This is a genomic window from Terriglobia bacterium, assembly GCA_035712365.1.
Taxonomy (GTDB): Bacteria; Acidobacteriota; Terriglobia; order UBA7540; family UBA7540; genus SCRD01.
Map to the genome: position 1 here is coordinate 96,522 of DASTAW010000032.1, position 12,967 is coordinate 109,488.

General features: G+C 59.2%; 12 protein-coding genes and 2 rRNA genes. 3 read left to right on the top strand and 11 right to left on the bottom strand.

Annotated elements, in window-relative coordinates:
- The first annotated feature begins 26 nt into the window (after positions 1–26).
- On the top strand, positions 27–836 hold the full coding sequence (locus VFQ24_09545; GenBank protein HET9178584.1) for a PhzF family phenazine biosynthesis protein: 810 nt from the start codon (positions 27–29) through the stop codon (positions 834–836).
- 41 nt (positions 837–877) lie between these two features.
- Here VFQ24_09545 and proC read toward each other — a convergent pair whose 3' ends face one another.
- The 5 genes from proC to deoC form a co-directional block, all read right to left on the bottom strand.
- Positions 878–1,756, bottom strand: coding sequence for a pyrroline-5-carboxylate reductase (gene proC, locus VFQ24_09550; protein ID HET9178585.1), 879 nt, complete (start codon positions 1,754–1,756; stop codon positions 878–880).
- A gap of 243 nt (positions 1,757–1,999) precedes the next feature.
- Complete coding sequence (gene ilvC, locus VFQ24_09555; protein HET9178586.1) at positions 2,000–3,034, bottom strand: ketol-acid reductoisomerase; 1,035 nt, start codon at positions 3,032–3,034, stop codon at positions 2,000–2,002.
- A 151-nt stretch (positions 3,035–3,185) separates the two neighbouring features.
- Positions 3,186–3,671 carry a hypothetical protein gene (locus VFQ24_09560; GenBank protein HET9178587.1) on the bottom strand — a complete coding sequence of 162 codons (486 nt, stop codon included), beginning with the start codon at positions 3,669–3,671 and terminating at the stop codon, positions 3,186–3,188.
- 210 nt (positions 3,672–3,881) lie between these two features.
- Entirely contained in the window at positions 3,882–5,729 is a 1,848-nt protein-coding gene (ilvB, locus tag VFQ24_09565; protein HET9178588.1) for a biosynthetic-type acetolactate synthase large subunit, read from the bottom strand.
- Positions 5,730–5,932: 203 nt separating this feature from the next.
- A complete protein-coding gene (gene deoC, locus VFQ24_09570; GenBank protein HET9178589.1) occupies positions 5,933–6,613 on the bottom strand; it encodes a deoxyribose-phosphate aldolase in 681 nt (226 codons plus the stop codon).
- Positions 6,614–6,697: 84 nt separating this feature from the next.
- Between deoC and VFQ24_09575 the strand changes: the two genes are divergently transcribed.
- Both VFQ24_09575 and VFQ24_09580 read left to right on the top strand, forming a co-directional pair.
- Entirely contained in the window at positions 6,698–7,678 is a 981-nt protein-coding gene (locus VFQ24_09575) for a PIG-L family deacetylase (GenBank protein ID HET9178590.1), read from the top strand.
- 49 nt (positions 7,679–7,727) lie between these two features.
- Positions 7,728–8,354: an FISUMP domain-containing protein gene (locus VFQ24_09580; protein ID HET9178591.1), complete on the top strand. Its 627-nt coding sequence runs from the start codon at positions 7,728–7,730 to the stop codon at positions 8,352–8,354.
- A 61-nt stretch (positions 8,355–8,415) separates the two neighbouring features.
- Here the strand turns inward: VFQ24_09580 and VFQ24_09585 are convergent, their stop codons facing one another.
- The 6 genes from VFQ24_09585 to VFQ24_09610 all read right to left on the bottom strand — a co-directional run.
- Entirely contained in the window at positions 8,416–8,637 is a 222-nt protein-coding gene (locus tag VFQ24_09585; GenBank protein HET9178592.1) for a hypothetical protein, read from the bottom strand.
- A 645-nt stretch (positions 8,638–9,282) separates the two neighbouring features.
- Positions 9,283–9,537 carry a type II toxin-antitoxin system HicB family antitoxin gene (locus tag VFQ24_09590; protein HET9178593.1) on the bottom strand — a complete coding sequence of 85 codons (255 nt, stop codon included), beginning with the start codon at positions 9,535–9,537 and terminating at the stop codon, positions 9,283–9,285.
- 151 nt (positions 9,538–9,688) lie between these two features.
- Positions 9,689–11,002, bottom strand: coding sequence for an NAD(P)/FAD-dependent oxidoreductase (locus VFQ24_09595; protein HET9178594.1), 1,314 nt, complete (start codon positions 11,000–11,002; stop codon positions 9,689–9,691).
- Positions 10,999–11,790: an SDR family oxidoreductase gene (locus VFQ24_09600; protein ID HET9178595.1), complete on the bottom strand. Its 792-nt coding sequence runs from the start codon at positions 11,788–11,790 to the stop codon at positions 10,999–11,001. The genes VFQ24_09595 and VFQ24_09600 overlap by 4 nt, the downstream gene beginning before the upstream one ends.
- Before the next feature lie 231 nt (positions 11,791–12,021).
- Positions 12,022–12,138: ribosomal RNA gene (gene rrf, locus VFQ24_09605) — 5S ribosomal RNA — on the bottom strand.
- Between the two features lie 168 nt (positions 12,139–12,306).
- Positions 12,307–12,967: ribosomal RNA gene (locus VFQ24_09610) — 23S ribosomal RNA — on the bottom strand; the annotation flags it as partial.

The following is a 12,967-nucleotide window of genomic DNA, read 5'->3' on the forward strand; positions in this document are numbered from 1 at the left end:
GCGCCGGAGGGAGAGGGAGAAGCCAAATGGGACAGAAAATCACCCAGGTTGACGCTTTCACCGCCACACCATTTGCCGGAAATCCCGCGGCTGTATGCATTCTGAAAGGACCGGCTGATGAAGGTTGGATGCAAAATGTGGCACGGGAAATGAACCTGTCTGAAACAACATTCCTCTATCCACGCCAAGGCGAGTTCAACTTGCGCTGGTTCACCCCGTCCCTGGAAGTTCCGCTTTGCGGGCACGCCACGCTCGCGAGTGCCCATGTCTTGTGGGAAGAAGGCAGCCTTGCGCCAAACCAGCAGGCCCGGTTTCGAACAAAGAGCGGATTGCTCACAGCAGACCTCAAGGGTGAGTGGATTGAGCTTGACTTTCCAGCGGTTAGAGTGGAGGCGGCGGATCCGCCGCCCGGACTTGTCGAGGCGCTGGGGATCAATGCGGTTTACGTCGGGAAGAACCAATTTGACTATCTCGTCGAGGCGGAGTCGGAGCAGGCCGTGCGGAACGCGAAACCTGACCACAGTCGCCTTCGTCAGATTGAGGCCCGCGGTGTCATCATTACCAGCCGCGCAGCCACGGCGCAATTCGATTTTGTTTCCAGGTTCTTCGCTCCCGGTTCAGGGATCGATGAAGATCCTGTGACAGGGTCGGCGCACTGCGCGCTGGGTCCTTTCTGGGAGCCCCGCCTGCAGAAGCGTGAGTTCGTGGCCTGGCAGGCCTCGCCGCGCGGCGGAGTGGTGCGTGTGCGCGTGGAGGGCGACCGGGTGAGGCTGGGAGGCCAGGCCGTTACGGTCCTGCGCGGAGAATTGCTGGAGACGCCGAAGGGTGCGACCTAAGGGCCGTTCAAAACGCAAAAGAGAAGCCGGCCTTCCGCCGCTTATGCGTTATTGTCTTCCACAAGCTGGCGGGCCCGGGCGGCGGCGCGGACCACGGCCTTGATGAGCGTAACTCGCAGGCGGCCCTCTTCCAGTTCCATCAACCCGTCGATAGTGCAGCCGGCAGGGGTGGTGACCACATCTTTCAGCTTGGCGGGATGCTCGCCGGTGTGGAGAACCATGGCGGAAGCTCCCAGCAACGTTTGGGCTGCAAGTTCGGTGGAAAGGTCGCGCGGCACGCCCAGCTTCACTCCGGCTTCCGCCAGCGATTCAATAATCAAGTAGACGTAAGCCGGACCGGAGGCTGAAAGCGCCGTGATGGCATCCATGTGCTTTTCGTCCACGGCCACGGTTCGTCCCATAGCGGAAAAAATGTTGTGCGCAACTTCCATGTCGTGCGCGGTGGCGTGCTTGCCGCCGGCCAGCGCCGTCATACCCTGCCGGATGAGGCAAGGCGTATTCGGCATGGAGCGGACCACTCGCGCCGGGTAGCCCAGTTCGCGCTCGATCAGTGACGTTGTGACGGAAGCGGCGGCGGAGACGATCAGCGCATCTTTCGGGAGCGACTTCCGGACTTCATCCAGGAAGGCCTTCACCTGCTGTGGCTTCAGCGCAATCAACACCAGGCTGGCGTCTTTCACGGCCTCGGTGTTCTCGGTGTGGGCTTTGACGCCGTACTTGCTGCAAAGGTAATCGGCGCGCGGCTGGTGGGCAACAGTACACTCCACGCGTCCCGTGGGGACTACCTGCGATTGCAGCATGGCGGAGAGCAGACCCTCTCCCAGCTTGCCGGCGCCGATGAGGGCCAGCTTCCTGATTTCATCCCGCGACTTCCTGGCTGCCGACGCGGGCGCGGCCACAGCCTCTGCCACTTTTTTCATGGAAATCCTCTTCCCTTGCGATGGACCTGCGGAGCTTATTGTAGCGCAGTAGTTGACGTTAAGGTTGCGGGTTTTGTGTCGAATCGTACCTGAAAGCTGCCTTGAATTACATTACGAAATGCACAGTTGGCGGAAGCCGTCGCCGCGGGACCGGTAATCGGCAATTCGTAATTTCACGTTCGGCGGGAATGTCCCAGGGCTCTAAAATCGGAGCCCTGCTCTACAAAATCTCCACGCTTGGCCCTATCGCCGCGCCTGGGCCTGCGCGGCCGTGGCTTCTTCCTTCGCGGTCTGTATCCACGGCATCATCTTGCGCAGCTCGCTTCCCACCTTTTCGATCAGGCGTGCTGAAGCTTCCGCGCGCATGGCGTTAAACTTCTGCCGACCTGCGGTGTTTTCGTCCATCCACTCCCTGGCGAACTTGCCGTTCTGGATCTCCTCCAGCACTTTCTTCATGGACTCGCGCACGTGGTCATCGATCACCCGCGGCCCGCGCGTGTAATCGCCGTACTCCGCCGTGTCGCTCACCGAATAACGCATATACTTGATGCCGCCCTGGTAGATGAGGTCAACAATCAGCTTCAATTCGTGCAGGCACTCGAAATAGGCGATTTCCGGCTGGTATCCGGCTTTGACCAGCGTTTCAAAACCGGAGTTGATCAGTGCCGAAACACCGCCGCAAAGGACGGTCTGCTCGCCGAACAGATCGGTTTCGGTCTCCTCCTTAAATGTTGTGCGGATGACGCCCGCCTTCAGGCTGCCGAGACCTTTGGCATAGGCCAGCGCTGTCTGTTCGGCCTTGCCGGAGGCGTCCTGCTCGACGGCCAGCAGCGCCGGAACGCCGATGCCTTCGGTGAAGAGTTCGCGCAGGCGGTGGCCGGGGCACTTGGGGGCGATCATGATGACATCCACGTTCTTCGGAGGCTGGACGAACTTGTAGTGGATGTTGAATCCGTGGGCAAACAGCAACGTCTTGCCGGCCGCCAGATTGGGCTCAATGGCTTCCTTGTAAAGCTTCGCCATGGGAGGGTCGGGAACCAGCATGGCGATGAGATTGCCGCGCCTGGCCGCTTCTGCCGGGTCATAAACCTCCAGCCTCTGCGCCTGGGCTTTGGCCCGCGACTGGCTGCTGGCCGGCAGACCCACAATCACCTTCAGCCCGCTGTCGCGCAAGTTGAGCGCGTGGGCGTGACCCTGGCTTCCGTAGCCAATCACCGCAACGGTTTTTCCCGCCAGATGTTTCACGTCGCCGTCGTTTTCGTAATAAGCTTTCGCCATAACGTCACCTGTTCCTCTTAAGGTTGAAATTTTGAATTTCTGATTGCGGACTGCGGCAGCCAGACTGCTTTGTTGCCGCGAGTTGTCTCGTACGGAACGCGAGCCGCATCACGTTGCGGCATCAGGCGTCGAACCCGAATTGCAGGCTCTTCTAATTCGACGCCGCACCCACCAGTTCCATCTTTTGCTGCTGCTGCTGGCTTGTCCTGACACGTGACAGCGGGAGGAAGGCGGGAGCGTCCATGCCGGTCTGCGTCCCCACCGAAGCTCCCGACGGCACCTCCACGAGATACTTGCCGTGGCTGGCGAAAATCACCTTGCTCTCCGGAAAAGCCTGCTGGATGCGCCTGAGATTTTCCGACGTTTCAACCGAGTCGACAAAGATGAAAGCAGCGTCCTGGGAGGGTTCGTGCCGGTAGAACGATACGCCCTGCACTCCGTCGGTCCGGCGAAGAAAATTGAAGATGTGGTCCACCTCCGATTCCGGACTCTCAACCAACGCCATCAGGGAATAGGTCTCCGGCTTTGCGCCGAGGGCCATGGTTTCAATGTCCAGCCCTTTGCGGCGGAAAACGTTCATCAGCCGGCAAAGCACGATGGGGTCGCGATCACTTTCAAGCGTCAACAGCCATTGCATAGGGAGCTCCCGATTAGACCAGTATACAGCCTTTGGCGAACCTTGGACCGCAGCGTTTATTTTTTACGTTGCGGGTTTCGCCTCGTCATCCTGAGGAGTCCTGCGCTTTCGGGACGACGAAGGATCTGCTTTGCCCTGATTCAAAAGGCACAGCAGATGCTTCTCCCGCTTCGCGGCATCAGCATGACAGGCGGGCCCGTTGGCCGCCTCCTACACCGCCCACAAATCATCCAGAACTTCCTCTTCAATTAGCGTCCGCGGCGGTTCCACCACCATCTCCGCGATGCTGGCTCCGGGCGGGACGATCGGATAGCAGTTTTCGGCCGCGTCCACCCAGAAGTCAATCAGGCGCGGCTCGCGGTCGCTTAGAAGGTCGCGGACCGCATCTTTCACGTCCGCCTGGTGTTCGATGCGGCTGGCGCGGATGCCGTAGGATTCGGCCAGCTTGGAGAAGTCGGGCGAAAAATTCAGGTCGATATCGCAGTAGCGCTTCTCAAAAAAGATTTCCTGCCACTGCCGCACCATGCCGAGCGATCGGTTGTTGATCACCACGATCTTCACCGGCACGCGGTACTGGACCATCGTGGCCAGATCGTTCAAGGTCATCTGGAACCCGCCATCGCCCACAACGGCGATCACCTGGCGGTCCGGATAGGCCATCTGTGCGCCGAGCGCCGCGGGGAAGCCGTAGCCCATGGTTCCCAGGCCGCTCGATGAGAGCCATGTGCGGGGATGGTGGAAGTCATAGAACTGCGCCGCCCACATCTGGTGCTGGCCGACGTCCACGGCGACGATGGCGTCTTCTTCGGCAAACTCGGCGAGGGTTTCAATCACATACTGCGGCTTGACGATGTTCGTGTACCTGTCATAACCCAGCGGATGCTCGGCCCTCCAGGAATCAATCCGTTTCAGCCAGTGCTCGCGCTCGGCCTTTGCAGTTTTGTGCCCCGACCTTTTAAATTCGTCGATCAGGGCCTGCAGCGTCTCTCGAGCGTCACCCACCAGCGCCAGATCAACACTGACGTTCTTGTTGACCTCGGAAGGATCAACGTCAAAATGGATCTTTTTGGCATTAGTGGCAAATCCGCTGATGCGCCCCGTCACGCGGTCGTCGAAGCGTGCTCCCAGGGCAATTAACAGGTCGCTGTTGGTCACCGCGGTGTTGGTGGCGTAGGAGCCGTGCATGCCCAGCATTCCGAGTGACAGCGGATGCCGGGAAGGGAAGCTGCCCAGCCCCATCAGCGTGGTGGTCACCGGAATGTGGGTAAGTTCGGCAAGCTCGCGCAGCAGATCCGAAGCATCTGCGGAAATCACTCCTCCGCCCACGTAAAGCACAGGCTGCTGGCTGGCCCGGATCATCTCGCAGGCCTGCTGCATCTGCTCACGGGTCCACTCGCCGCGCTTGTGGACGCGATGGGTCTCTCTGCGCGGCGGATAGATTGGCTCGGTCGCCTCAATCAGCACGCTCTTGGGCAGATCAACCAGCACCGGCCCCGGCCGCCCCGAAGCTGCAATTTCAAACGCCTGCTGAATGACATAAGGAATATCGGCCGCCTTCCTCACCAGGAAGGCACGCTTGGTGATGGGCAGCGCGATCCCGACGGTGTCGGCTTCCTGGAAGGCATCCTTGCCGATCAGGTTGGCGGGAACCTGGCCGGTGAGCGCGACCACGGGTATGGAGTCCATCATAGATGAAGTGAGGGCCGTGATCATGTTGGTGGCGCCGGGGCCGGAAGTCGCCAGGCAAACGCCCGGCTTCCCCGTCACCCGCGCATAGCCATCGGCCGCAAAAGCCGCCGCCTGTTCGTGGCGAACCAGCAGATGGTGGATTCCTGCGCTGTACATGGCGTCGTAAAGCGGCAGGATGGCTCCCCCGGGCAGCCCGAAGATAACTTCCACTTTCTGCCGAACGAGGCTTTCAAGCAGGATTTCTGAACCTGAAAAGATTTTAGTCATAAACCAATAGACCCCGAACTTGTTATTTTCGGGCCAGGTCCTCAACGCCCGGCTGACAGATACCGACCAGTCGGTAGGTAGAATAGCATCGCCCTTCTCCACTCGTCAACTGGTATTTACGGCACTCGTCTTCACGACATGGCGGATTCCTGGCCTTGAAAACTTCCTTTGCGGCGGTATCCTGAGTCAAGCGAAGTATCTACTTTCATTTTCAGCAGTATACAGCAGATGATTCGCGGAACTTAAGTAAGTCGGAGCTACGGCCAATTCAAGGAGTACGAAACGCGGCCGACACACTGTTAAACCTAACCCAGCCGCCGCTTGCATTCGTCCAGAATGTCCGCGGTGCGGCTGGCGCCGACGCGTGACACGCCGAGGGCGCGAATTTCCAGCAAATGGTCAAGAGTGCGGACGCCTCCTGCGGCTTTCACCTGCACACGTGCCGGCGAATGCTGCCGCATCAGCTTCAGGTCTTCGATGGTCGCGCCGCCCGTGCCGTATCCGGTTGAAGTCTTCACCCAGTCGGCGCCCAGTTCGCCACAGATTTCGCAGAGCCTGATCTTGTGATGGTCCTGCAGATAGCAGTTCTCGAAGATGACCTTCAGCTTCTGCCCGCGACCGTGCGCTATCTCAACCACAGCGTGGATGTCCTGGCGCACGTAGTCCCAATCCTCGCTCAGAACTTTGCTGATGTTTACCACCATGTCGAGTTCCTGGCCGCCGTCGTCCAACGCGCTCAGGGCTTCTGCAACTTTGGTGACCGTGGTGTGGCCGCCGTGCGGAAAGCCGACGGTCGTGCCCGCCTTCACCGTGCTGCCCTGCAGAATTTCGGCGCAGCGGCGGAGGGCATAAGGCATGACGCAGACGCTCGCGCAGTCGTAATCGAGCGCCAGGCGGCAACCCCGTTCAAGTTCGCTTGCTGTCATCGCGGGATTCAACAGGGAATGGTCGATCATCTTCGCGATGTCTTGGTACGTATAGTCCATGGACCCTCTCCAGAGGCATTCTTACTCCTTCCAATGCGTTTGATGCTTGTAATGGGCTGCCTCGACAGGAGTATAATTGGCCCCATGCTACGACGCAAATTCTTTGGCAACCTGATCACTGGAAGCGCGCTGGCGCCAATGGCGGGGGCGACGCAGCCATCCGTTACGCAGCCGGGGCAGCAACCTTATGTTGAACGCCCAGTCCCCGGCCAGCCGCACAAGGGGAAAGTGCTCCTCGCAGTCGAGGCGCACGCGGACGACATCTCGCAGATAGCAGGCGGTACGGTGGCTAAGCTCATCGAAGAGGGGTACACGGGTTACCTGGTGCGCGCCACCAACGATGATATGGGCGATTCGCCCGGGCTCGGCATACCGGGAACGATCGGCGAGAACGTGCTCCGCAACGAGCACGACAACGAAAAGGTGGCGCAGGCCCTGGGTTTCAAGCAGCGCTTTGACCTGAATTACAGCAACCATCGCATGGCTGATATTTCCCTGAACGAGCTGATCTGCCGGCTGATTCTTATCATCCGGCTGGTCAAAGCGGATACGGTGATCTGTTGGGACCCTTGGGCGCACGACGAAGAGAATCCCGACCATTATATGGTGGCCAGAGCTGTGGAAGCAGCCTGCTGGATGGCTGGCCGCGCGCATGATTATCCGGAGCAATTCGCAGCGGGCCTCCAGCCGAAAGAGGTCCAGGACAAATACTATTTTGCGCGGCGGCCGGAGATCACCCGCGTGGTGGACATCACCGCCCAGGTCGACAAAAAAATAGAAGCGAACAGGGCCAACACGGCACAAGGTCCGGCCGGGCATCTTGGATCGCGCTTGCGCGCAAGCCTGGCCAGACGAAATCTGCGCCTGCCCCTGCTGGGCAATAATGATGACACCGCTGATCGCAACTACATCAGGGAATTTGTTTTGAGGGTAAACCGCGAGCTGGGAACGATGTACGGCGTTGAGTACGCTGAGGTGTTCCACTACATTCCGCCGGGCGCGGCCGGCGCCGACCTCGATCCGCGAGTTGAAGCCTACGTGAAAGAACACGCCGTCCCGTTGTAGTAACTGAAGGCATTCGCCCGGAATGGTTCGGAACGCGGCGGAGTGACTCATGGACAGCGTCCGGCACGAGATCAGGCTGAATCGAGTTCTTAGCATATCGATCGTGCTCGGTATAACGTTCGGATCCGTTACCTCGCTCCCGGGACGCCTTTCAGCGCAAAGCCAGGAAGTGTCCGGCTCGCTGCATTCCAGGCGGATGGCAGACGGCAAACGATGGACCACCCAGAATCTGAACTTCAGGACGGAAACGTCCTACTGTTACGACAACGCCGAACTGAATTGCCGCCGGTACGGCCGTTTGTACACCTGGGAGTCAGCGCGGCAGGCATGCGAATTATTGGGAGATGGATGGCGGTTGCCGACGAACGACGAATGGCGGCAACTGGCGGAGCACTACGGTGGGCTGCTTGAGGAGTCGCAGGAAAGAGGTAAATTGACATTCAAGGCGCTCGCCCTCGGAGGCAACTCGGGATTCAATGCCGTCTTCGGCGGTGGCCGCTCGCTTGACGGCCAATTTGCGCGGCTGGATGCGCATGGATTCTACTGGACGGCAACTGAAAGCGGCGGGGGTACCGCGTGGTTTTACAACTTTGGCAAGGGCAGGCACGCACTCAATCGCCATAACGACGGTGAGAAGCAGAGAGCGTTTTCCGTCCGATGTGTCAGGGAGCCATGACTGAAAACTCCCCTGCAGTTGTTCTATCCTCAAAAACCGACGGCACAACTTGGGTGCCTGGCTACCGGCTCTCCTTTACTGCCGCCCGTAGGTTCGATTGCCGTACCCTCCGCAGTTTTAGAAGCCAGGAAGGGGCACACAAGACGACGCCAGCCAGCAACCCGCAGATCGCGCCCACCCAGCGGCTGCCCTCGCTCAAAATAACTCCGCAAAGGACAGAAACGCCGAGCAACCCAACGATCCATTCTGAAAAGAAGTATCCGAGCCGCTCCCCTTTCGTCATATTTGACCACTCCCTGTCGGGCGTTCGAAAAGTGGACCCGCACTTCGGGCAGTTCCCCAGCTCCTGGCCAACCCGAGGCGAGGTGACGACGCGGGATTCCAGATGCTTCCCACATGAGGGGCACCGGTAGGACTTGTATCGTATTGTAGTGTACATGTTGCACCACACAGCGCGGACTCTAACGCGTGCCGCTACGTTGTTTGGGCCGTGTCTTCCCAAATTCGCACTTGCTTCCTGCTGCCCTGCTTACGCATAATGGCCGCCGACCTTCGCAGGATGTCTGCTTGCTCTTCGTGACTTCGGGGTAGGCGGTTTGCTTCTGCTTCCAACTCTTCGGCGATGTATTCTCCGACTGTTACGGTGCGTGTCTGCCTATTCGCCATGGAAAGCCTCCGACGTAGATTTGCGCTCTCGGCTGGCGCCCAAATTGTTGGTCTTGCAACGCGTGCGGTCGCCGATTATCACGAAATCGAGCCCCAACTATATCGTGTAGAAAGTGAATTGTGAAGGCCGGGGCATTATGACCAATGAATTCTGAACTGGGGCAACGGTCGCCGGTCAGAGTCAGCCAAAGATGACACGGCCCGACGGCATTTACCTGTTATGAGTTGTGCAGGGGAATATTTCTGAGTTCCGGGTTATCAGTTACAAACGTGGAGCACTGGCAATGGCTGGAAGTGGATCCCCGTGCTCGAGACAGGATTCAGCAATCTTGCGTGCCAGACCCTGTGCGATTTCAACCGTTTCTGTGAGGCTGCGGCCCTCGGCCACCAGGCCTGGCACGTCGCGGCTGGTCGCAACATAGCCGCCCTCCGCCAGAGGTTCAATGTGTAACCGGATTGTTACCTCATCGATTTCAGCGAGGTGTTCCGGCCGGCGGACTTTGCGTTTGATTGCCATAGAAATTGCAGCTCCTTTTGCCACCGTGATCTTAGCACATCGCGGCCCTCTTCACGCGGTGAGCGTCCGCAGTCCGTCGCACAGTTTTTTGGAAACACGTGTGTTCGCTGCCTGTAGGCTGAAAACCGGGCGTACGCGCCATGCCCCCGCCCTAAGCGACTTTCGCGGCGCGTTCTTGTGCGGGAAAGACGCGCACGCGCCGGCGTTTTGTCAGGAACGCGATCGCCCACTGCGATACGACGAAGAACCGGTTCGTGAATCCAACCAGGAAATAGATGTGCACAACCGCCCAGACAAGCCATGCCAGGAATCCTGCAAAGCGCAGTTCGCGAAGATCGGCGACAGCGTAGGTACGTCCCACAATCGCAAGATCGCCCTTGTCCCAATACCAGAAGGGTTTTGGCGCCGCCTGGCCGGCCACACGCCGCCGAATCAGGCCCGCCACATACCTCCCCTCTTGAATGGCGGGCTGCGCGACGCCCGGCATGACCATTGCGTCTGTAGATTTCATTCCCACGAGATTTCGCGCCGGAGCAACCACGTGGGCCGTGTCACCAATCGCGAAAATGTCGGGATGCCCCGGCACTGACAGATCGGAGTTGACGATGATTTTCCCCGATTTATCCATAGCCGCACCCAGCCAGCGGCCCGCCGGCGAAGCCAGCACGCCGGCTCCCCACAGCACCGTGCTTGAGGGAATGCGCTGGCCACCCGCAACGATTCCATCGGCGTCCACGCTGGTCACACGCGTGTTCGTATAAACCTTTACTCCCAGGCTCTCAAGATGCTGCTGCGCCCTGGCTGACAGGCTTTCGGGAAAGGTGGGCAGAACGCGCGGCGCCGCCTCGAACAGGAGGATCTCCGCGGAGCGTGGATCGATGTGGCGAAAATCGTGTGACAGCGCCATCCGCGACATTTCCGCCAGCGTGCCCGCCATTTCCACACCCACCGTGCCCGCGCCGACCAGCACGAATGTGAGTTGCTGCCGTACCGCCTCCGCATCGGCGTGATCTATCGCGGCCATTGCTTCGGCTCGCTCGAATGCCAGCAGGACCTTGCCTCGGATGTGGTCTGCGTCGTCGAGCGATTCGAGGCCGGGCGCAACCTCCCGCCACTCGTCGTGCCCGAAATAGTTGTATTGGATGCCGGTGGCAAGGATGAGGTAATCGTAGGGCACAGCGCGTCGCTTCAGGCGAACCACTCGCTGGTCGGCATCGACGCCTATGACTTCGTCCATCAGCACTTCGACATTGGGCTGGCGGCTCAGGATCGAGCGCAGCGGCGCGGAAATTTCGTCAGCAGACAGCAGGCCGGTGGCCACCTGATAAAGCATGGGACGGAAAAGGTGGTAGTTCCGTTTATCGATGACAGTTACGGTGACCGGAGCTCCAGCTAACGCTCGCGCCGCATAAAGCCCGCCGAAGCCGCCGCCGCCGATCACCACGCGATGCCGAGTTGCATTCAAGAGCCGCTCCCCGCTCGACGAACGCCTTGATTCGGAGTTTGTGCAGCGGACTGACTGAGCCAGGTTTCAAAACGAGTCTCGCCGAGCCGGGCATCATCGCCGGGAATGAGCGTTCGCTCCTCCACCTCGATGCCGTAGTAGTGGGCGTGAGGGTCGGTGACAACCTCGCGCGGGTCGTTCCATGCGGCCAGGGCCCGCCGGACGAGTTCATCGAGATGGAACTTTTCCGGCCCTCCAACTTCAAGGGTGCCCTTTACGGGTGGTCCCATCGCCACCCGGCCGACGGCACTGGCGACATCTTCGGCAGCCATCGGCTGGATAAGCGCGTGGGGCAGGGATACTTTGTTGCCGTCGGTCGAAAAATCGGCGATGCCCTTGACGAATTCGAAGAACTGCGTCGCGCGGACAATCGAATAGGGGATTGAGGAATCTTTAATCAGGTTCTCCTGAGCCATTTTTGCGCGGAAGAAACCGCTTTCGAGCAGACGATCGGTCCCTACCACTGACAGCGCCACGTGGTGTCCCACGCCTGCGGCCGCTTCATAGGTGAGGAGGTTGCGGGTTGAAGTCTCGAAGAAATTCATCACAGCCGCGTCCTCCCAGGAAGGAGAGTTCGTTACATCCACGGCCACCGCCGCATCTTTCAGCGCTTCGGCCAGCCCTTCGCCTGTGAGAGTGTTGACGCCTGAACTGGGTGATGCCGCCACCACCTTCTGTCCCTGCTCACGAAGCTTCCTGACAAGCCTCGATCCAATGAGTCCAGTACCGCCGATCACTACAATTTTCACGATTGCCTCCTGTATTCTTGACCAGGATATTTCACTTGGAACTTCGCCTTTGGATTCTTCGGTAGAGTCCAGTATATACCCGCCACCTTCCTTTGACCCGGGAGTTGCATCGAACGTCGCAAACTTTGCGCGCCCCTGATCCCACCCGCCACGGTCTTCGGATTGTACGGCGCCCAGAGCCGCAAAAACAAAAACGCCCCAGCACGAGGCTGAGGCGTTTTGTGAATTTAATCCCGGCGACGACCTACTCTCCCACGCAGTCACCCGCGCAGTACCATGGGCCCTGGAGGGCTTAACTACCGTGTTCGGGATGGGAACGGGTGTGACCCCTCCGGTATGATCGCCGGAAAAGCGTTACAAGGCAGGCGGTATGTGGCAGATCGAACATGGGGTTGCCCCACCTGCACGATGCCATCTAACACCTGCTGCCTTTCTGAATAGTGCGACGTCGAATGCTCATCTGAAATCCCAAATTTAAGATTTCAGACCGCAAAGGCTGTATGCTGAGCAGAAATTATGGTCAAGCCGAACGGGCGATTAGTATCGGTAGGCTCAACACATTACTGTGCTTACACTTCCGACCTATCAACGCGGTAGTCTTCCGCGGCCCTTCATAGGACTCACCGTGAGTAGCTGTCTCACGTTTCATCCTTGGGAAATCTTATCTCGGGGCGCGCTTCCCGCTTAGATGCTTTCAGCGGTTATCGCTTCCAAACTTCGCTACCCAGCCGTGCCGCTGGCGCGACAACTGGGACACAAGAGGTTTGTCCATCCCGGTCCTCTCGTACTAGGGACAGCCCCCCTCAAATTTCCTGCGCCCACACCAGATAGGGACCGAACTGTCTCGCGACGTTCTGAACCCAGCTCACGTACCGCTTTAATGGGCGAACAGCCCAACCCTTGGAACCTTCTACAGCTCCAGGATGCGATGAGCCGACATCGAGGTGCCAAACCGCTGCGTCGATGTGAACTCTTGGCAGCGATCAGCCTGTTATCCCCGGCGTACCTTTTATCCGTTGAGCGATGGCCCTTCCATACAGAACCACCGGATCACTAGGCCCGACTTTCGTCTCTGCTCGACTTGTTGGTCTCGCAGTCAGGCTGGCTTATGCCCTTGCACTCGATGGCTGATTTCCAAACAGCCTGAGCCAACCATTGGGCGCCTCCGTTACATTTT